This window comes from Rasiella rasia (assembly GCF_011044175.1).
Classification (GTDB): Bacteria; Bacteroidota; Bacteroidia; order Flavobacteriales; family Flavobacteriaceae; genus Marinirhabdus; species Marinirhabdus rasia.
The window spans coordinates 2,538,084-2,558,745 of record NZ_CP049057.1; the positions used below are offsets into that span (position 1 = coordinate 2,538,084).

At 37.0% G+C, this 20,662-nt stretch carries 17 protein-coding genes; 16 read left to right on the plus strand and 1 reads right to left on the minus strand.

The window, feature by feature from the left end:
* Positions 1 to 17: 17 nt before the first annotated feature.
* From sov to G5B37_RS11435, 6 genes are all read left to right on the plus strand, one after another.
* Positions 18 to 7,322 carry a T9SS outer membrane translocon Sov/SprA gene (sov, locus tag G5B37_RS11410; RefSeq protein ID WP_450088440.1) on the plus strand — a complete coding sequence of 2,435 codons (7,305 nt, stop codon included), beginning with the start codon at positions 18 to 20 and terminating at the stop codon, positions 7,320 to 7,322.
* A gap of 36 nt (positions 7,323 to 7,358) precedes the next feature.
* Entirely contained in the window at positions 7,359 to 7,739 is a 381-nt protein-coding gene (gene gcvH, locus G5B37_RS11415) for a glycine cleavage system protein GcvH (RefSeq protein ID WP_164680156.1), read from the plus strand.
* Positions 7,705 to 8,106 (plus strand): VanZ family protein, encoded by a 402-nt coding sequence (locus G5B37_RS11420; protein ID WP_164680157.1) that lies wholly within the window; start codon positions 7,705 to 7,707, stop codon positions 8,104 to 8,106. Before gcvH ends, G5B37_RS11420 begins: the two co-directional genes overlap by 35 nt.
* Positions 8,107 to 8,167: 61 nt before the next feature.
* On the plus strand, positions 8,168 to 8,890 hold the full coding sequence (locus tag G5B37_RS11425; protein ID WP_164680158.1) for an energy transducer TonB: 723 nt from the start codon (positions 8,168 to 8,170) through the stop codon (positions 8,888 to 8,890).
* A gap of 101 nt (positions 8,891 to 8,991) precedes the next feature.
* The gene (locus G5B37_RS11430; RefSeq protein WP_164680159.1) at positions 8,992 to 9,792 is read left to right on the plus strand and encodes an energy transducer TonB; all 801 of its coding nucleotides are present in this window, start codon (positions 8,992 to 8,994) and stop codon (positions 9,790 to 9,792) included.
* A gap of 87 nt (positions 9,793 to 9,879) precedes the next feature.
* Complete coding sequence (locus G5B37_RS11435) at positions 9,880 to 11,985, plus strand: gliding motility protein RemB (protein WP_164680160.1); 2,106 nt, start codon at positions 9,880 to 9,882, stop codon at positions 11,983 to 11,985.
* A gap of 24 nt (positions 11,986 to 12,009) precedes the next feature.
* Here G5B37_RS11435 and G5B37_RS11440 read toward each other — a convergent pair whose 3' ends face one another.
* Positions 12,010 to 13,158 (minus strand): MBL fold metallo-hydrolase, encoded by a 1,149-nt coding sequence (locus G5B37_RS11440; protein WP_164680161.1) that lies wholly within the window; start codon positions 13,156 to 13,158, stop codon positions 12,010 to 12,012.
* A 126-nt stretch (positions 13,159 to 13,284) separates the two neighbouring features.
* Between G5B37_RS11440 and cyoE the strand changes: the two genes are divergently transcribed.
* From cyoE to G5B37_RS11490, 10 genes are all read left to right on the plus strand, one after another.
* A complete protein-coding gene (gene cyoE / locus G5B37_RS11445) occupies positions 13,285 to 14,178 on the plus strand; it encodes a heme o synthase (RefSeq protein WP_164680162.1) in 894 nt (297 codons plus the stop codon).
* Positions 14,179 to 14,760 carry a cytochrome c oxidase subunit 3 gene (locus tag G5B37_RS11450; protein WP_164680163.1) on the plus strand — a complete coding sequence of 194 codons (582 nt, stop codon included), beginning with the start codon at positions 14,179 to 14,181 and terminating at the stop codon, positions 14,758 to 14,760.
* Between the two features lie 138 nt (positions 14,761 to 14,898).
* Positions 14,899 to 15,879, plus strand: a complete 981-nt coding sequence (locus tag G5B37_RS11455) for a cytochrome c oxidase subunit 3 (RefSeq protein ID WP_164680164.1) — start codon at positions 14,899 to 14,901, stop codon at positions 15,877 to 15,879.
* Positions 15,880 to 15,930: 51 nt separating this feature from the next.
* Positions 15,931 to 16,314 (plus strand): cytochrome C oxidase subunit IV family protein, encoded by a 384-nt coding sequence (locus G5B37_RS11460; protein ID WP_164680165.1) that lies wholly within the window; start codon positions 15,931 to 15,933, stop codon positions 16,312 to 16,314.
* A gap of 144 nt (positions 16,315 to 16,458) precedes the next feature.
* Positions 16,459 to 17,103: a hypothetical protein gene (locus tag G5B37_RS11465; protein ID WP_164680166.1), complete on the plus strand. Its 645-nt coding sequence runs from the start codon at positions 16,459 to 16,461 to the stop codon at positions 17,101 to 17,103.
* A gap of 3 nt (positions 17,104 to 17,106) precedes the next feature.
* Complete coding sequence (locus tag G5B37_RS11470; protein WP_164680167.1) at positions 17,107 to 17,796, plus strand: SCO family protein; 690 nt, start codon at positions 17,107 to 17,109, stop codon at positions 17,794 to 17,796.
* A gap of 2 nt (positions 17,797 to 17,798) precedes the next feature.
* Positions 17,799 to 18,320, plus strand: coding sequence for a DUF420 domain-containing protein (locus G5B37_RS11475; RefSeq protein ID WP_164680168.1), 522 nt, complete (start codon positions 17,799 to 17,801; stop codon positions 18,318 to 18,320).
* A 1-nt stretch (position 18,321) separates the two neighbouring features.
* The gene (locus G5B37_RS11480) at positions 18,322 to 18,552 is read left to right on the plus strand and encodes a hypothetical protein (RefSeq protein ID WP_164680169.1); all 231 of its coding nucleotides are present in this window, start codon (positions 18,322 to 18,324) and stop codon (positions 18,550 to 18,552) included.
* 150 nt (positions 18,553 to 18,702) lie between these two features.
* A complete protein-coding gene (locus G5B37_RS11485) occupies positions 18,703 to 19,425 on the plus strand; it encodes an ABC transporter ATP-binding protein (RefSeq protein ID WP_164680170.1) in 723 nt (240 codons plus the stop codon).
* Positions 19,418 to 20,662 carry an ABC transporter permease gene (locus tag G5B37_RS11490; RefSeq protein ID WP_164680941.1) on the plus strand — a complete coding sequence of 415 codons (1,245 nt, stop codon included), beginning with the start codon at positions 19,418 to 19,420 and terminating at the stop codon, positions 20,660 to 20,662. Before G5B37_RS11485 ends, G5B37_RS11490 begins: the two co-directional genes overlap by 8 nt.

The window sequence follows — 20,662 nt, forward strand, 5'->3', positions numbered from 1 at the left end:
TATGCGGGTTTTTATTTATTTTAAGTGTTGTATTTGGGGGAATTTCAACAGCCTCTGGACAAGATAGTACCGCAACAGGGTCGGTTATGGGTAGAATGGATTTGCCCAATCCACCTAGTATTCAAGATTTGTACACCTATGATCCTATTATGGATCGTTATGTTTACACGCAAACTCTAGGAAACATTAATCTTACATATCCTATAATCTTAACGCCACAAGAGTATCAAGATCTAATTCTGCAGGAGCAGATGAAGGCATATTTTAAGGAAAAGATTGATGCAGCAGATGGTAGAAAAGAAGGGTCTGAAGAGGCTCAGAAAAATTTACTGCCAACATTTTATGTGAATTCTAATTTCTTCGAAACTATCTTTGGTGGAAACACAATTGAAGTAATTCCTCAAGGTACTGTAGAAATGGACCTTGGTTTGTTATATACAAAGCAAGACAATCCGGCCTTTTCTCCTAGAAACCGAAGCAACCTTTCATTCGATTTTGACCAAAGAATTAGTTTGAGTTTGTTAGGTAAAGTAGGTGAGCGTTTAACGGTAAATGCAAATTACGATACGCAATCAACCTTCAACTTTCAGAACCAGATTAAACTTGAGTACACACCAACCGAAGATGATATTATTCAAAAAATTGAAGTTGGTAATGTTAGTATGCCGCTAAATAGCTCTTTAATTCAGGGAGCACAAAGTCTTTTTGGAGTAAAAGCACAATTGCAATTCGGTAAAACAACCATTACAGGGGTATTTTCTGAACAAAAATCTGAAACGAGAAATGTAACCGCAGAAGGAGGAGCCACCATCACAGATTTTGAGCTTTTTGCACTTGAATACGACGAAAACCGTCACTTTTTCTTAGGGCACTATTTTAGAGATAATTACGATAGAATTTTACGTCAATATCCATTTATTAACTCTAATGTGCAGATTACACGTTCTGAGGTTTGGATAACCAACCGTGCTGCAAATACGGACAATGTTAGAAATATTGTTGCACTTCAAGATTTAGGTGAATCTGATCCATCTAATATTGGCTTAGGTATTATCCCTGGTGGTTTTGTAAATAAATCTAGGAATGCATTTCCAGATAATGGAAATAATGATTTTAACCCGTTTGGTATTGACGACCCCTCTGTGCAAAGTATTTTAACTGAAGAAATTCGAGATGTGGCATCTGTTGGTCAAGGATTTAGCGGTGTTCCTGTGAATGATGGTACAGACTATGTAACCCTAGAAAATGCGCGAAGACTTAATTCTAGCGAGTTTAGAATAAACAATCAGTTAGGATATATTTCGTTGAATCAACGATTAAGCAATGACGAGGTTTTAGCTGTTGCGTATCAGTTCACTGTAAACGGACGTGTATATCAGGTTGGTGAATTTTCTAATGATGGTGTAAACGCAACTGGTGAAACTGGAGAACCGCCATTAGGAGGTGATCCAAATCCAGGCGGAACAACAGACCCTAATGACCCTGGTATTTCAGGAGGTTTACCACAAAACTTAGTAGTAAAACTATTAAAAAGTAACATCACAAATGTTGAAGAGCCAATTTGGGATTTAATGATGAAAAACATCTATCCTTTGGGCGCTTTTCAGCTAGAACAAGAAGATTTCAGACTTAATATCTTATATACAGACCCATCTCCATTAAATTATATAACTGCAGCACCTGGTACGCCTGAATTTCCTGCAACCGCACTGCCAGAAGATGTAGAAGATACAGTACTACTGCGTGTGTTTAATTTAGATAGGGTAAACTTTAATGGTGACCCGCAACAAGGCGGTGATGGTTTCTTCGATTTCCTACCTGGAATAACTGTAGATACCCAAAATGGTAATATCATCTTTACGTCAGTAGAGCCTTTTGGTTCTTACTTATTTGATAAGTTAGATAATGATGATCAAGGACCAGGAGACTATTATAATGAACAAACCTATAACGCTAACCAGAATAAGTATGTATTTAGTAAGCTGTATTCAACTACCAAAACTCAGGCAGAACAGCAGGATAGCGATAAGAATAAATTCCAATTAAAGGGTAGCTATAAATCTACAGGTGCAGATGGAATTCCAATTGGAGCATTTAATATTCCTCAGGGTTCTGTTACCGTAACAGCTGGTGGTAGAACACTTGTTGAAGGTGTAGATTATACCGTAAATTATCAATTAGGACGTGTACAAATTATAGATCCGGCACTTCAAAACTCTAATGTTCCAATTAATATTACTACTGAAAACAATACCCTTTTCGGGCAACAAACAAAACGCTTTACTGGTTTAAACGTAGAGCATAAGTTTAATGATAAATTTCAGATTGGAGCTACTTATTTAAACTTAAATGAACGCCCGCTAACGCAGAAATCGTCGTTTAATACCGAGCCTATAAATAATACTATTTTCGGGTTCAATGCAAATTATTCTACCGAAGTTCCTTTTTTAACGAGATTGGTGAATAAACTGCCAAACATAGATACCGATGTGGTTTCAAATGTGTCGCTTCGAGGAGAATTTGCTTATCTAATGCCTGGGGCTCCTAAAGTTTCAGATTTTGATGGGAAAGCAACTTCGTACGTAGACGATTTTGAGGCCTCTCAAACAGGAATTGATGTGAGTTCTGCATTAACTTGGACACTTTCTAGTACACCTGTAGGTTTTGGTGGTGAATTTGCTAATGGAAATCTTCAGTATAACTACAACAGAGCTGGATTAAACTGGTACACAATTGACCCTGTTTTTTATAGTAGTCAGAGACCAGAAGGGATAGACGACGAGGACTTGTCGTCACCATTTACGAGAAGAATCTTTAGAGATGAAATTTTCCCTAATCAGGATTTAATTCAAGGACAAACACAAGCGATTTTCTCATTAGACATGGCTTATTATCCAAGTCGACGTGGACAGTATAACTTTAACCCTGAAGCTGCTGGAACTAATACGCTGCCTAATCCGGAGACAAGATTTGGTGGAATTATGCGCCAACTTACAACTACAGATTTTGAACGATCTAATGTAGAGTTTATTCAGTTTTGGGTAATGGACCCCTATGTTCATGATGAAAGTATAGCAGATCAAGGTTTCGTAACTTTCAATTTAGGTAATATTTCAGAAGATATTCTAAAAGATGGTCGTAAGCAGTATGAAAACGGACTGCCAAACGATGGTGGTGTGGCAAATACTACCGCAACAGCTTGGGGTAAAGTACCAACCAATCAATCTTTAGTCTATACATTTGATACTACAGGACAAGAGAGAATTAATCAGGATATTGGATACGATGGAATTGAAGATGCCACAGAAGGGGCTATGTTTCCAAGTTTTGCAGGTTTACCCGATCCTGCTGGTGATAACTACCAATATTTCTTGCAAGCGGAAGGAAATATCCTAGAACGATATTTAATGTACAATGGTACCGAGGGGAACTCACCAGAGGAGGTTACAAATACCAATCGAGGAAATACCGCAGAACCAGATGTAGAAGATATTAACCGTGATAATACCATGAACACGGTAGATAGTTATTACGAATATAGAGTTCCTATTTATAGAGGAATGAGCGTAGAAAACAACACAAGCCTAAATGGAGGGGAACAAGATTTTATTACCGACGTTCGAGAAATTGACGTAACTACGCAAGACAATAATACAATACCAGTGCGTTGGGTTCAGTTTAAAGTGCCAATTAGCCAGCCAGATGAGGCAATAAATGGTATTTCAGATTTTAGATCTATACGTTTTATGCGTATGTACATGTCTCAATTTAGCCAGAATACAGTACTTCGTTTCGGAACATTAGAATTAGTACGAGGCGATTATAGAAGATTTACAGAGACTTTAGATATTACAGGAGAAGATCCAGAAATGGACGACACTGTTTTCGAAAACGAAGCGGTAAATATTGAAGAGAATGACCAGCGTTCTCCTATACCTTATGTGCTGCCTCCAGGAGTGTTTCGTGAAGAATTAAATAACAACAACAACCTAATTCGCCAGAATGAGCAATCATTGGCATTACGTGTTTGTGGCCTTGAAAACCAAGATGGTCGTGGGGTTTATAAAAATTTCAATATAGACATGCGTCAGTATGAAAATCTTGAGATGTTTATTCATGCCGAATCACTAGAGAATCAGTCGCCGCTTTCAGACGGAGACATGGTGGCGTTTGTGCGATTAGGAAATGATTTAACGCAAAACTTCTATGAAATTCAAATTCCGCTGAATCCAACCTCGTTTGGGAGCACATCTGCAGAAGCAATTTGGCCTATAGAAAACAGATTGCGTTTGCCATTAAGTCTTTTACAAGAACTTAAAACACGTGTGTTAGGAGATCCTAATTTTGACCCTACGGAAACAACGTTCTTTGCGCAGTCTGAATTAGATGCGAGTACGCTTGATTCTGAAAACGAACTTCAAATAGGTATAAAAGGGAATCCTAGCTTCGGAAATGTTCGTATCATTATGCTTGGTTTAAAAAACAACTCTGGACAAGAGATTTGTGGAGAAGCATGGTTTAATGAATTACGCCTTTCAGAATTGAAAAATCAGGGAGGTTGGGCAGCCGTTGCAAACTTAGATGCAAATCTTGCAGACTTTGCTACCATTAGCGCTACAGGAAGAAGAAGTACCGTTGGTTTTGGGTCTATAGAACAAGGGCCTAATGAAAGAAGTCGTGAAGATTTACAACAGTATGATGTTGTTACTAATTTAAATTTAGGACAAATGCTGCCACCAAAATGGGGCGTGCAATTACCGTTTAATTATGGTAGAGGTGAAGAGTTAATTACACCACAATTTGATCCGGAGTTTCAAGATATAGAACTAGATGCACGATTAGATAATACGGAAGATGCAGCCGAAAGAGATAGAATTAAAGAGCAATCTGTAGAGTATACGAAAAGACAAAGCGTAAATTTAATTGGGGTTCGAAAAGATAGAACAGGTGATGGAAAACCTCAGATTTACGACATCGAAAACTTTACGTTCTCAGCTTCATACAACCAAGAAGACCATCACGATTTCGAGATTGAAGATGCCTTAGAACAAAATGTTCGCTTAGGCGGAACCTATAATTACAGTTTTAATCAAAAGCCTTTTGAACCATTTAAGAAGAATGATTCGCTCTTTAGAAGTAAATATTGGCAATTCTTAAAAGACTTAAATATTAATTACCTGCCAACAAGCGTAACGGTAAGCTCTAATATTACACGTCAATACAATGAGCAGAAATTTAGAGAACTTAATTTATTACCTGGCAATATCGGATTGCCAACCTTGTACCAGCGTAATTTCTTGTTCGATTGGCAGTACACTATAAATTATAATTTAACCAATTCGTTACGATTTAATTTTAACACTTCAAATAATAGAATTGTAACTAATTATATAGACGACGATGGTTTTGCAGATAATAGTATTGGTGTGTGGGACGGCTTCTTTGATGTAGGAGACCCGAATCAGCATTTTCAATCCCTGCAAGTAAATTACGACTTGCCGTTTGATAAGTTTCCATTCTTGAAATTTATTCGTGCAACATATTCTTACACAGGTGATTTCCAGTGGCAAGATGGGAGTGACTTGTTTAATAGTATTGAAATTCCGTTGTCAGACGGTACCGTAAACACTTATAACCTTGGTAACTCTATTCAAAATGCACAAACACATAGAATTAACTCGTCTTTAGACATGAATAACTTCTATCGTTATATAGGTCTCACCAAAATTAAGAAATCTACCGCAGCCGGAAACAGCGGTGGCAGAGGTAACAATCTTGGCGGTGGCAATTCTGGTGCTGGCGGTAAGGGTAGTAAAGGCGGCGATGGTGGCAGTAAAGGTGGCGACGGAGACAGTAAATCTTCAGATGGCGCAAGTGGAAGTGCCTTAGGAGGTTTAGCAAACAACAGAAATGGCGGTGGCGGTGCTAACGGTGCGCAAGGTTCTGGAGGTTCAGGTTTAAGTGCAGGAGCAAAAGCGGCTAACACCTTAATTGGTTTGGCAACATCTATAAAAAAGATACAGTTAAATTATCAAGAAAATCAGGGTATTTTCTTACCAGGTTATACGCCGTCTATTGGTTTTATAGGAACGTTAAAGCCATCTGCTGGATTTACATTTGGTAGTCAAGCAGAGATTAGAGAAAGAGCTGCACGTATGGGTTGGTTAACGCTTTATCCAGAATTTAACGAGCAATATACAGAAGTAGAGAGTAAACAATTAGATGCTCAGATTAATCTTGAGCCTTTTGAAGACTTAAAAATTGACCTTAACGGAAGTCGTGTTTATTCTGAAAACTACGCTGAAAATTACATTATAGAAAATGATATCTATCGTTCGTTAACGCCAAATACCTTCGGAAACTTTAATATTTCAACATTATTAATTAAAACAGCATTTGCTAAAAGCGACGAGACTAGTTCTGATGCCTTTAACGATTTCCGCGGAAATAGATTGATAGTTGCACGACGATTGGCTACCGAGTTTTATGGTACGTCTAATTTCCCTGTAGATCCAGAAACGGGCTACCCAGAAGGTTTTGGCCCGAATAGTCAAGATGTATTGTTACCAGCATTCCTCTCGGCCTACAAAGGAAGTGATGCTTCAAAAGAAAAAACTGGAATTTTAAGAGATATTCCATTACCTAACTGGGACGTGAAGTACACTGGCTTAATGAATTTAGATTGGTTTAAAAAGCGCTTTAAGCGATTCTCTGTGCAGCATGGATACAGAGCCAACTATACGGTTAACCAATTTCAAACAAATTTAGATTTCGACGTTAATAACCCTACAGCTACAGATCAGGCAGGTGACTTTAAGAGCAGAACGTTGTTAACGAATGTAAATTTAACCGAACAGTTCTCACCTTTAATTCGTATCGATTTTGAAATGAAAAATTCGGTTAAGATACTAGCCGAATTAAGAAAGGATCGCGCATTGTCACTAAGTTTTGCCAACAATCTTTTAACTGAAATTAAAGGAAACGAAGTGGTCTTAGGGCTAGGGTATCGAGTAAAAGATCTTAGAATTGCAACCAACTTCGGTGGGAAGAAAAAGGTGCTTAAAAGTGACTTAAATTTCAAGCTGGATGTGTCTAGGAGAGATAACAAGACCATTATTAGATATTTAGACATTAATAATAACCAAACTACGGCGGGACAGACTATTTACGGACTTAATTTCTTAACAGATTATGCCTTAAGTAAAAATCTAACCGCATTGTTCTATTTTGACTATACATTCTCTGAGTATGCAATCTCAACTGCTTTTCCGCAGACAACGATTCGTTCAGGATTCACGTTGCGATATAACTTCGGAAACTAAAAAAACATTAATAAATACTTATAATTAAGAATTATCATGAGTGTACCTTCCAACCTAAAATATACAAAAGACCATGAGTGGGTAAGTATAGATGGAGATATTGCTACTGTAGGGATTACAGATTTTGCACAAGGCGAATTAGGCGACATTGTCTATGTAGAAGTTGAAACTTTAGACGAAACTCTAGACCGAGAAGAAGTTTTTGGTACGGTAGAAGCCGTAAAAACAGTTTCTGATCTATTTTTACCTCTTTCGGGAGAGATAATAGCGTTCAATGACTCGTTAGAAAGTGAGCCAGAAAAGGTTAATTCAGACCCTTATGGTGATGGCTGGATGGTTAAAATTAAAATGTCTGATCTTTCCGAAATTGATGACCTTTTAGATGATGCAGCCTATAAAGAAATTATTGGGGCCTAAAACCCTATTTTCTATTACCGCGGTCTACGCGGTTCTTATTACAATTGCCTTTTTATTTCCTGGAAAGGATATTCCTTCTACCGGACTTCCATTAGATAAATTAGTGCACATAGCAACACATGCTGGTTTGGTTTTCTTGGTCATTTTATCTGTATTTCGAAAACAGGGTGATATAATTAAGATGAAGCAGTTGTATTGGGTGTTGATAGGATGTTTTATCTATGGCATAGTAATTGAAGTAGTACAAGAGCGTTTGGTTGTTTTAAGACATGCAGATGTATGGGATTTAGTAGCCAACAGCATCGGTATTTTGCTAGGTGTTGTTTTGTTTTATAAGTCTAAGTCCTATTTAAAAAATCAAATTTGAAAATTCGTTTTATAGAAACCTATATTTTCTTTACATTAGCACTAATTAAATACTTCATATTATGGAACTGAAAAAAAATCCGAAAGCAGATATGAAACAGTGGAGTTCAATCTTCTTACTGTTTGGTCTGGCTTTTATGTTATTTGTAGCATGGCAAGCGATTGAGTGGAAAACATACGACAACGATAATTTGGCAGCAGACCAATTAAATGTTGGTGATGATTTGGATGAGGATATCCCTATCACGCAGCAGTTAACACCGCCACCACCGCCACCGCCACCGCCACCAGCTCCAGAAGTTATTGAGGTAGTAGAAGATGAAGAAGATGTTGAAGAACAAATTATCGAGTCTACTGAAACGAATCAAGAAGAGGAGATTGCCGAAATTGAAGAAATTGAAGAAGTAATTGAAGAAGTAATTGAAGATGTACCTTTTGCGGTAATTGAAAATGTACCGGTGTATCCAGGATGCGAAAGCGCTGGGAACAATGAAGCTAAGAAAAAATGTATGTCTGAGAAAATTCAAAAATTTGTTCAGAAAAAATTTAATACAGATTTAGCTAATGATTTAGGGTTAGATGGAAGACAGCGTATTTCGGTTCAGTTTAAAATAGATAGATCTGGAAATGTTGTGAATGTACGTGCACGAGCGCCACACCCAAAATTAGAAGCTGAAGCAGTAAATGTTGTTAAGTCATTACCTAAAATGACCCCTGGTAAACAACGTGGAAAAGCCGTAGGTGTAATTTATGCACTACCAATCTTGTTCCAAGTAGAGAATTAGAATAGTACTTATATACTATCAAATCCCGCTTCAATTGAAGCGGGATTTTTTTTTGGCACAACACTTGTTTCATATAGAGTATAACTTCTAAATATATAAATATGAAACCATCAAGTAATGTGTGTGGTACCACTACAAAAGTACCAAGTAAGAGAGAAGCAAAAAAGCAAATTAACATTCGTTGGAATTCGAAAATCTTTTTCCAAATCGGACTAATTGTTAGTCTATTGGCAATGTTTTTTGTTATGGAACTAGAAATAGGTTTGAAACAGCAAGTTGCGGTCGCTAAAGATAACGCCATTTGGGAAACCCCGCCTACAATTACCTACGTTGTTAAAAAGGAAGAAGCCGTAAAACCAGAAGAGAAACCAAAAAAGGTGGTTAAGCGAGAACCGATTAAGGTAACTACAGCTGTATCTCACACTTTTACAAAAGTGGACGATTCTGCACCAGTGTTAGAAGGAAAAACAATTGCTGAAGGAGATACTGCTATAAAAGTGCCAGTACAATCTGGAGATGAGAATGGCACAAACAAGGTAGCTACAAAAAATATTTTAGGGGTAGAATTTGTTCCTGTTTTTCCGGGGTGCGAACGTGCTGACGGGAACGATGCGAAAATAAGCTGTATGTCTTCTAAGATTCGAGCGTTTATTAGTAGAAAGTTCGATTCAGGTAAATTTGATTATTTTGAGCCTGGGAGTATTCAGAGTATTTATACCGTATTTACAATAGACGCGCAAGGAGCTATAGTTGATATTAAAGCGAGAGCTGCAGACAAAAAACTAGAAGACGAAGCACGTCGTGTAATTTCAGGTTTGCCTATAATGAAACCAGGAAAACAAGGAGCCACCGCCGTAAATGTTACCTATGCTGTACCTATTAGTTTTCAGGTGAACAATTAAATCAACAAAAACCCGCTCAAGGAGCGGGTTTCTTTTTTGGGCATTTCAAAAAACCGTATCTTTCGATAAAATTAAGACCTCTGCTCAATGAAGACCCTTCCTTTCTTTTTGGTTTTGTTTGCTTTCTTTAACCTACATGCACAAAATACTGCCAATAGTTTCGAAAAATATCCTGTGTTTTCTGAATGTGAAGATGTTGCCATCGACGATTTAGAAGGATGTTTTACAAGCACATTTCAAAATTTTGTATTCAATAATTTTAAAGTGCCTCAGGTTGTATCAGACGAAGATTACAAGGGGTCTATGACCGTTTTTTTTGAAGTTGATAAAACAGGTGCTTTCAAATTGTTGTATGCAGATGCTATTTATCAAGAATTGAAGGATGAAGCAAAAAAAGTTTTCGATTCACTTCCGAAAATAAAACCTGCAACGTATAATGGTGAGCCGGCTTATGTTCAATTTACCATGCCTATTACTATTCCTTTAAGAGCGCCAGGATTGCCTGCTACGGAAACAAAACAAACACAAGAAAATACGGCAGATGATTCTACCATTACGACCCTAAAAAACGAATATGATGCGATAGAAAAAATGCCGTATGAAAACGAAGAATATACAAGCGGGATTAACATTCCACTTTCGCACCGTACGTATAGTATGTTTGATGCTGCCTTAAATAGAGTTGGACAAAATAACCATACCGCTCAAAAACCATTTCTATATTCTGAAGTGAATAAATACCACAATTTTGAAACCGAAAATCAAAAATTACTAAAAAATAAGACCTCTTGGTTTGGTAGAAAGTTGTTTAATGAGCATATGGTACAACTTAAAACCAAAGATTTCTGGTTTACGTTAGATCCTGGTGTAGACCTTCAGGTTGGAAGAGATACAGACGCAGAAATAAATACCTATAACAATACAAGACTCGTATACGCACAAGGAGGTATTGGTAAACAGCTCAATTTTTTTGCCGTGGTTTATGAGAGCCAAGGACGTTTTGCTGGCTATTTCAATAGATATGCAGAATCTATAAAGGCAGATGGCGGCAATCCAGCTATTATTCCAGGACGAGGTATCGCCAAAGGCTTTAATGAAGATGCGTACGATTATCCAGTAGCTACCGGACATGTGTCTTATACTCCCAGCAAATGGTTTAATGTGCAGTTAGGTCACGGGAAGCAATTTTTAGGTGATGGCTATCGGTCTCTACTTTTAAGCGATAATGCCAGTCCGTATCCCTTTTTTAAGCTGAATACCACCGTGTGGAAGTTGAAATATACCAATACTTGGATGAGTTTACGAGATGTTCGACCAGAGGCTACAGAAGAACGAACCTTTAGAACCAAATTTATTGCCAATCATTATTTAAGTTACAATATTACCAAGCGTCTAAATATTGGATTGTTTGAAACTGTAATTTGGGATAATAGAAACGATCGAGGATTTGACTTTAACTACATTAATCCAGTTATTTTCTATCGAGCAATAGAATTTTCTACGGGGTCTAGAACGGGGAACGCACTTATTGGTCTCACAGGTAAGTACAAGTTTACAGATAGAGTAAATACCTATAGCCAACTTATTATTGACGAATTTTCTTCTGGAGATATTTTTGGGGGAGAGAAGAGTTGGAAAAATAAACTAGGCTATCAAGTTGGGGCCAAGTATTATGATGCTTTTGGAGTAAAAGGGCTTTATTTACAAGGAGAGTATAACAGCATTAGACCGTACACGTACTCACACAATACAATTGTATTAAATTATGGACATAATAACCAATCACTCGCACATACCCTCGGAGCTAATCTTTCAGAATTTATAGCCATTGCCCGGTACCAGAAAGGGCGCTGGTATGGTGATGTTAAAGTAATTATAGCAAAGAGAGGATTGGAATTTGAAACGCCAGGTGCAGAAACAGCTTATTACGGGGGTGACATTTATGGAGATGAAGATTTGCGACCTCTAGATACAGGTGTTGAAATAGGGCAAGGAAATACCACAGATTTTTTTCATACAGAATTGCAAGCAGGATATTTAATAAATCCCGCAACGAATCTTAAAATCTATGGAAGCGTAATTTATAGAGATTTTAAGCCGCTAGAGAATACAGATATCTCTTTTGAAAATCAGACCACGTGGATTAATTTTGGTATTCGCACCGATTTATTTAATTGGTATTATGATTTTTAATGCCAATCTAGAACTAAATTCGTTTTAGTCACGATTTCCTTTATCCATTTTTTCTGCTCTTTTCTTAGCTTCTTCTAATTTTGCAGCTCGACCCTCATTTTTTGCTCTTTTAATTCTGTTAGTTTCGTCTACAGCTTTATAGACGCTGCGCAAGAACGCTTCAGTAGTAATAAAGCCATCTCCATATCCTTTGTCGTCATAGTGCTTTGTAAAGTCTCTCATTTGAGCAACCTCATCTTCTGTTTTATTTTTCATATAATGAAATAAAACCTTCGTGAAATAAAGTTTCATCATGGTGCGTGTTTCTTCAACATCAACTTTTTTTGCTAGATTACCGTGCCCAGGGATTACTTTCGTACTATTAGATATCATAGAAGCTATTTTTGTAAGTCCATCCTGATATCCAACATAAGAACCTCCATTCTTTGTGTCGATATATGGGTACAATCCGTTAACAAAAGCATCGCCCGTGTGTATTACATCGCTCTTCGGAAAATAGGCTAAAATATCCCCATTTGTATGTGCCGATGGAAGATGAATTAATTGAATGTCTTCATCGTTATAATGAAAGAGCATGTTGTCTAAAAATGAAATAGCGGGTAGTTGTTCATAGTCTATGTCTAATTGTTCTGTAAGTTGTTCCTTTAATCGTTCCTTATCTTGCTCTAAAGCTTTACCTTTTTCAGCTGAAGCAGGGTTGCTTTTGGCTTCACTAATTTGCTTTTCCAAATCTTTGCCTATTTGTTTTGCAAAGGCTTCGGTAAGTTTTGAGAGCATAGTATTTCTGGCATTCTTGTGTGCGATAACTGTAGCGCCTTTTCTTTTGAAATTTTTGTTACCTCCGGTGTGGTCGCCATGTGCATGTGTGTTTAATACAAATTGTAATGGACGATCGGTTTTACGTGCAATTTCTTCGAGAATTGATTCTGAAATATTCTCAAATTGTGTGTCTATCATAAAAATACCGTCAATTCCATAATGAACGGCAATATTACCTCCCATGCCTTTTAGCATAAAAATATTATCGGTAACATCTATAGTTTTAGGTCTGTTTTTGGCTTTCTCTTCTGCCTTCTTAGCCAAAGAAGGATCGTTTCCTATTTCCTGGTCGGTTTGTCCTGTAGCAATGATTGCTGTAAAAAGTGCGAAAAATAGAAGGATATTTGATTTCATTATAACAATATTTATTTGAGGGCTCAAAATAATAAAAAAACCAATGGCGTGGGTAACTATATGGTATTTATATTGTGAAAATTAGGGAGGTGCCGTATCTTTGCAAGGTTTTAAAATAAACCTATTTTGGCAGGTACTCAGACTTCTTTTTCACCCGTTTCTATTTTCAGGAATTTTACTGAAATTACCAAAATGCGACTTTCAGTGAGTGTCGTGTTTTCTTCGGTTGCTGGTTATTTGTTGGGTGTAGAAACTATCGATTTTTTTCAATTGCTCTTGCTTTGTATAGGTGGGTATTGTATGGTGGGAGCGAGTAACGTTTTCAATCAAATAATTGAAAGAGACCTCGATGCATTAATGAACAGGACTAAAGATCGTCCTATTCCGTCGGGGCGTCTTGGTGTTACGCCGGCTTTTATTTTGGCAAGTGTACTTACCTTGCTAGGTATTTTGGTGTTGTACAATATTAATCCGCAAACAGCAATGTTTGGTGCCATCTCTATCTTTATGTATGTGAGTTTGTACACGCCGTTAAAAACTAAAACGCCGCTTTCTGTATTTGTTGGTGCTTTTCCTGGGGCCATACCATTTATGTTAGGATGGGTGGCAGCTACAAACGATTTTGGTATCGAGCCTGGAACGCTGTTTATGATTCAATTTTTCTGGCAGTTTCCACATTTTTGGGCAATTGGGTGGTTTTTGTACGACGACTATGAGCGCGGTGGATTTTTTATGCTACCCAATGGGAGACGAGACAAAGGAACGGCAATTCAAGTAATACTCTACAGTGTCTGGACAGTATTGGCTTCACTTATCCCTGCGGTTGGTGTTACCGGCAGGTTGTACTTAACACCAATTTCGGCTGTTTTAGTAGGGGGTATAGGTGTTTGGCTAATTTATTACGCGGTACGATTATACAAAAAGAAAACAGATGTGGCAGCGCGTCAATTAATGCTTGTAAGTGTTAGCTACATTACCTTGTTGCAAATTATATATGTTGCAGATAAATTTATTAGATAGATGGCAGATATTACTGAAATTACAGAACAAGAAAAGGTAAAAAGAGCAAAAAAGATGATGCTATGGTTTGGTATTATCAGTCTTTCTATGAGTTTTGCTGGACTTACAAGTGCTTATGTGGTGAGTAAGGAACGACCAGATTGGCTTACAGATTTTGAGATTCCGAGTGCCTTTTACGTGAGCTTAGCTTTAATTTTGATAAGCAGTCTTACTGTGCATTTAGCAAAAATAAATATTCAAAAGAAAAACCATAGTCTAGGAATGGGGCTTCTAATTGCTACCTTCCTGTTAGGGTTGGGGTTTATTTTTTGTCAATTTATTGGTTTTAATCAGATTGTAGAGGCTGGGTTTTACTTCACTGGTAGTGAGAGCACTATAACCACTTCATTTCTATATTTAGTGGTATTGCTACATTTGGCACATATTGTTGCAGGTCTCATTTCTTTACTGGTTGTTATCGTTCAGCATGCGAGAAAAAAATATAGTCACGGAAATACCTTAGGGGTCGAATTGGCGGCAACGTTTTGGCATTTTGTAGACATTCTTTGGATCTATTTGCTGCTTTTCATTTATTTAGTCTAGTAATTGCATTTGTTTTTTTAGAGACTATATAGTTGTAGAATCGAGATTACTTTAGGATGAATATAAATTGATACTTGAAGTTTCGTTAGATAAAAATTAATCGTATTTTTGACACCAAATTAACACCAAATACTTTCTATGGACACTACTGTTGCAAAAACAGGAACCGAAGGAAAAACCTGGGGCGGAGATAACAAACCGCTAAACGCCAGTTATGGCAAGATGATGATGTGGTTTTTCATTGTTTCAGATGCCCTTACCTTCTCGGGCTTTATTGCCGCCTACGGTTTTTCAAGATTTAAATTTATTGATGCTTGGCCTATAGCCGACGAAGTGTTTACGCACGTTCCGTTTTTACACGGGGTGCCTGCGCCAATGTACTACGTTGCATTTATGACCTTTATCCTTATTTTCTCTTCTGTAACCATGGTACTTGCCGTAGATGCAGGACATAAAATGCAGCAGAAGAAAGTGATTTGGTATATGTTCTTTACCATTATTGGTGGAGCCATTTTTGTGGGGTCTCAAGCATGGGAATGGGCAACATTTATTAAAGGTGATTATGGTGCTGTAGAAACTAAAGGAGGTAAAATTATTCAGTTCTTAGATACAGATGGTAAACGTGTAGCTATTGCAGATTTTGCACAACACATACCTGGCGCTCGTGAAATTCACGAACGTAAGAATGGTGTTTGGTATCAAGCAGAAGAAACACAAACTACCTTCTCTTTTGAAGAGGTTAAAGCTGGGTTCTTAGCCAATGATAACCTTTTGGTGCGCACACAGTATTACGATGAAAACGGAGAGCCAACAGTGCTAAGTCGTGAGGCGTCAATTAACAAGATTGTCAATGATGGAAAGCTGGTTGTAGAAGGTGCAAACCTGAAGCATAATGAATACGGTCACCCGCTTTTTGCAGATTTCTTTTTCTTTATAACAGGATTTCACGGATTTCACGTATTTACAGGTGTCCTTATTAATATCATAGTGTTTTTCAACGTGATTATTGGAACGTATGAGCGTAGAGGAAGTTATGAAATGGTTGAAAAAGTAGGTCTGTATTGGCACTTCGTAGATTTAGTTTGGGTATTCGTATTTACCTTTTTCTATCTGGTTTAATAAAATAATTTTAAAGACTAACTAAAACGTAAAGTCTAAAGTTTATTACAAATGGCACACGAACATAAATTAGCAATTTTTAGAGGAACTGTTAAGTTCAAAAACAACATCACCAAAATCTGGGGTGTATTTGTTTTCCTTTCTATTGTAACAATCATTGAAGTAGTTTTGGGTATTATAAAGCCTGAGTTTTTAACCGAGAACCGATTCTTGGCGATGAAGCTGCTTAATTGGGTATTCATCATTTTAACATTAGTAAAAGCATACTATATTACTTGGGACTTCATGCACATGCGCGATGAGAAAAGTTCGTTGAGACGTGCTGTTGTGTGGACAAGTGTGTTCTTAATTTGTTACTTAATCTTAATTTTGTTAATTGAAGGAGACTATATTTATGAAGTTTATAAAAATAATTTCATAAAATTTGATTTCTAGACCTTCTTAGAGAAAGTATAAAACCCAACTTTTTGTTGGGTTTTTTTATGCGCAAAAGTTGTTCAGCGATTTGTTGAGATGTATTTTTGCAAAGACATTGTTAGTACGGTTTTATAAGGCTGACAAGCTTCTTTTTTTTACTATATGAAAAAGTATTTAGTACTCATCGTTTTATTTTTATTACCCATTTCAGTATATCTGTTTTTTGCCACTGGGATTAATAATTTTGTAAAACTACCCATAGTAAGTGAAGGCGTGTCAGAGTTAAGCGCCTTTAAAGCAATCGACGGTTCGCCAATACGTCTAGAAAATAAAATTACGGTGTTGCTTTTCTTCGGAAATAGCGTAGATGCTAGAAAAGCAAACGCCTTTAATCTAGCACATAAAATTTATAAAAAGAACCATCAGTTTGAAGAATTTCAATTTGTAACACTTATTACTGAAGACCAGCGAGAGGCAGCACAAGAAGTAACACTGAAATTAGCTGAAATTGAAAACCCAGAGCATTGGCAATTCGCTATTGGCTCTGCAATGGCAATTGAGGATGTGTACAAATCTTTACAAACTTCGGGAACACTAAATGATAACTTCGCAAGTGATAAAGTCTTTATTATAGACAAAGAAAAAAATTTAAGAGGCCGTACCGATGATGAAGACTACGGAACCCTATACGGGTATAATGCGGCAGACTATGCCGAGATTAATAATAAGATGAGTGATGACATCAAGATAGTATTAGCCGAATACCGTCTGGCACTCAAAAAATACTCGTCTAATAGAGAAATCTAACACATGAAAAAAAAGAACTATTCTTACGTCGGTATCTCATTCGTGATTCTTCTGTTTGGAATCATTTTTATTCCAAAAATCATTAATAGACTGAACAATAAAGAAATTGTAGACAAAGACAGACATAACCTTGAGCGAAAAGCTCTTCAGAAGAAAGATACATTGGCATTTATTGGAAACAAACAAGTTCCTCCATTTAGCTTCACAAACCAACATGGCGAAAATGTTTCAAATAACACATATAAAGATTTAGTATATGTAGTAGAATTTTTCTTTAGTACTTGTCAAGACATTTGTCCAGTTATGAATAAGAACATGCAAAAAATTGCAGAAGCTTATCCTAGCGAAGACAAAATTGGGATAGCATCTTTTAGTATAGACCCAACGTACGATACTCCAGAAGTGTTAAAGGCCTACGCAGATGCTTACGGGATTAGTCACCCAAACTGGAATTTCTTAACAGGAGACAAACAGGAGATTTTTAAACTTTCTAATGAAGGATTTAATCTCTATGCGGCAGAAGCTATGGATGAAGAAGACGATTTTCAGCATTCCGGATTTTTTGCCTTGATAGATAAAGATGGAAATATTAGATCTCGAATAGATGCTAATGGAAATCCTATTATTTACTACGACGGGCTTTCTGATGAGGGTGTACAAATGCTTATTGAAGACATTGAAAAATTACTATAACTATGACAGAAAAGAGTACAAAAAAATATAATGTCTGGATTTGGATTTTATCAATAGCAATTCCTGTTGCTGTTGCTGTTTTGTTCAAGGTGCGTATTCCTGGAGTAGAACGATTAGGCTTCTTGCCTCCTATTTATGCCTCAATTAATGGACTTACCGCGTTTCTGTTAATTGTTGCTGTAATTATGGTTAGAAATGGTAATCGGTCAATTCATGAGCTATTGATGAAAACCTGTATCGTATTGTCTGTACTGTTTTTAATTATGTATGTGGCCTACCATATGACGTCAGATGCAACGCCTTATGGTGGTGAAGGCGCAATTCGATATGTTTACTATTTCATCTTGATAACTCATATTGTCTTATCTGTAACAATCATCCCATTTGTTTTAGTTACTTACGTTCGTGCCATAACAGGAAACTTTCAGAAGCATAAAAAAATAGCGCGTATTACGTTCCCTTTGTGGTTATATGTTGCAATTACAGGGGTAATTGTGTATGTAATGATAGCCCCATATTATTAAAATGAATAAAAAAATACTGCTAATATCGCTACTTCTTGTATGGGTAACATTACCGGTAGATGCGCAATGTGCGATGTGCCGAGCTGTTTTGGAGAGTGAAGAAAGTGGAGCGGCAGCCAAAGGAATAAATAATGGCATTATTTATTTAATGCTAATACCTTACATTTTGGTTGGTGGCATTGGATATGCCATTTATAGATTATTGAAAAAATCTAGGCGCACCAATAATTAACAAAATCTTCACAATTAGAACTGTAATATTTGAACAAGCCTATAGTCTTATACATAAGACTTAACCAAAAAAATCCCCGAAAGTCTTAACAAATATTTCACAGAATACTACTTTAAAAGGCGGTTATTTTGTGGTCATACATTTTGAAAGATGATAACAATTAAAGATTTACATAAATCTTATAAAATGGGGAGTAATTCACTGCACGTTTTAAAAGGAATTAATTTTGACGTTGCCCAAGGTGAAATGGTTTCTATTATGGGCTCCTCAGGCTCAGGTAAGTCAACACTTCTAAATATTTTAGGAATGTTAGATGAAGCAGATGAAGGCAGCTATCATCTAGACGGGAAGCCTATCAAGAAATTAAATGAAAAGATTGCAGCAAGGTATAGAAACGAATTTCTAGGATTTATATTTCAATCTTTTAACTTAATAAACTACAAGACTGCTTTAGACAATGTTAGTATGCCTCTGTATTATCAAGGCATGAAACGTAAAGAACGTACAGAAAGGGCACACCATTATCTTGAAAAAGTTGGGCTGGCAGATTGGGCTGGGCATCTTCCAAATGAAATGTCTGGTGGACAAAAACAGCGTGTGGCTATCGCAAGGGCTTTAGCTAGTGATCCGAAAGTTTTATTAGCAGATGAACCTACTGGAGCGCTAGATACAAAAACTTCGTACGAAGTAATGGAGCTTATTCAGCAAATTAATGACGAAGGAAAAACCATTTTGGTGGTAACACATGAAGATGATATTGCCCACATGACCAAGCGCATTGTAAATCTTAAAGACGGTATTATAATTGATGATAGTGTTGTAACCCAAATACGTGCAACCGAAGCACGACAAAGAGCCTACGAGAATGTTTGACTTAGAGCGCTGGCAAGAAATATTTGAAACTATCGGAAAAAATAAACTCCGTACGTTCTTGACGGGACTGTCTGTGGCGTCTGGTATTTTTATCTTAGTAATTTTATTAGGCTTTAGCAGTGGCATTCAGAAAGGAGTAAAAACCCAATTTGAGCAGGATGCTACTAATCGTGTTTCGGTTTGGACACGTGTAACTACCAAAAGTTATAAAGGGCTGAATCCAGGACGGTATATCCAAATGCGCAATAGTGACTTTGAAGCGATAAACAATAAATACGAAGCGAATCTAGAATATAAAACAGCAATTTATAATATATGGGGTAGCCAAGTAACCTACAAAGGTGAAACAGGGAACTATAGATTAGAAGGCGCGAATCCAGACCAACAGCTTATTGAAAATGCCAGCATGGCCTCAGGGAGGTTTATTAGTCAGGACGACATGGATGAGTCTCGAAAAATTGCTGTGATTGGGTATATTATTCAAAAAGACTTGTTTAAAGGGAAAGATCCTATTGGAGAAATTATTTCGATTTTTGGGGTAAACTTCAAAGTGGTTGGTGTTTATACAGATCCGGGTGGAGAACGAGAAGAGGGACGCGTCTTTGTGCCCCTACCTACTGCGCAAATAGCTTTTGCTGCTGGAGATAGAGTACGTTCTTTGGCTTATACCGTAAAGATGGCAGAAAATTTTGATGAAGCCGTTGCGCAATCTGTTGCAATTTCAGAGAATATTGAGCAAGATATTAAAGCAAGACATACCATAGCACCAGACGACCGTAGTGCCGTAAATGTGAACAATACACTTGAAGAAGCTAAGAAAATTTATAGCCTTATTGCTATTATTAGAAGCGTTTTTTGGTTTATAGGCATCTTTACAATTATTGCTGGTGTAGTAGGTGTAAGTAACATAATGCTCATTATTGTTAAGGAACGAACAAAAGAAATAGGCATCAGAAAAGCAATTGGAGCATTGCCCGGCTCAATCATAGCCCTTATTCTACAAGAAGCAATTTTTATTACGGCTGTGGCTGGCTTTATAGGCCTTTTCGCAGGAGTAGGATTGTTACAGTTAATAAGTCCGATGGTAGACAATGACTTTATAAAATCACCGCAAGTAGATTTTAATACGGCATTAGCAACCGTAGTTATTTTGATAGTTGCTGGAGCGGTAGCTGGATATATTCCGGCGAGAAGAGCAGCACATATTAAACCTATAGACGCTTTAAGAGACGAATAA

Bases quoted from the DNA above. Each gene is read 5' to 3' on its own strand.
- G5B37_RS11460 (WP_164680165.1), top strand. From the start codon at position 15,931: ATGGCACACGAACATAAATTAGCAATTTTTAGAGGAACTGTTAAGTTC.
- G5B37_RS11465 (WP_164680166.1), top strand. From the start codon at position 16,459: ATGAAAAAGTATTTAGTACTCATCGTTTTATTTTTATTACCCATTTCA.
- G5B37_RS11425 (WP_164680158.1), top strand. From the start codon at position 8,168: ATGGAACTGAAAAAAAATCCGAAAGCAGATATGAAACAGTGGAGTTCA.
- G5B37_RS11475 (WP_164680168.1), top strand. From the start codon at position 17,799: ATGACAGAAAAGAGTACAAAAAAATATAATGTCTGGATTTGGATTTTA.
- G5B37_RS11480 (WP_164680169.1), top strand. From the start codon at position 18,322: ATGAATAAAAAAATACTGCTAATATCGCTACTTCTTGTATGGGTAACA.
- G5B37_RS11485 (WP_164680170.1), top strand. From the start codon at position 18,703: ATGATAACAATTAAAGATTTACATAAATCTTATAAAATGGGGAGTAAT.
- G5B37_RS11490 (WP_164680941.1), top strand. From the start codon at position 19,418: ATGTTTGACTTAGAGCGCTGGCAAGAAATATTTGAAACTATCGGAAAA.
- G5B37_RS11420 (WP_164680157.1), top strand. From the start codon at position 7,705: ATGATGCAGCCTATAAAGAAATTATTGGGGCCTAAAACCCTATTTTCT.
- G5B37_RS11470 (WP_164680167.1), top strand. From the start codon at position 17,107: ATGAAAAAAAAGAACTATTCTTACGTCGGTATCTCATTCGTGATTCTT.
- G5B37_RS11450 (WP_164680163.1), top strand. From the start codon at position 14,179: ATGGCAGATATTACTGAAATTACAGAACAAGAAAAGGTAAAAAGAGCA.
- G5B37_RS11440 (WP_164680161.1), bottom strand. From the start codon at position 13,158: ATGAAATCAAATATCCTTCTATTTTTCGCACTTTTTACAGCAATCATT.
- G5B37_RS11455 (WP_164680164.1), top strand. From the start codon at position 14,899: ATGGACACTACTGTTGCAAAAACAGGAACCGAAGGAAAAACCTGGGGC.
- G5B37_RS11435 (WP_164680160.1), top strand. From the start codon at position 9,880: ATGAAGACCCTTCCTTTCTTTTTGGTTTTGTTTGCTTTCTTTAACCTA.
- gcvH (WP_164680156.1), top strand. From the start codon at position 7,359: ATGAGTGTACCTTCCAACCTAAAATATACAAAAGACCATGAGTGGGTA.
- G5B37_RS11430 (WP_164680159.1), top strand. From the start codon at position 8,992: ATGAAACCATCAAGTAATGTGTGTGGTACCACTACAAAAGTACCAAGT.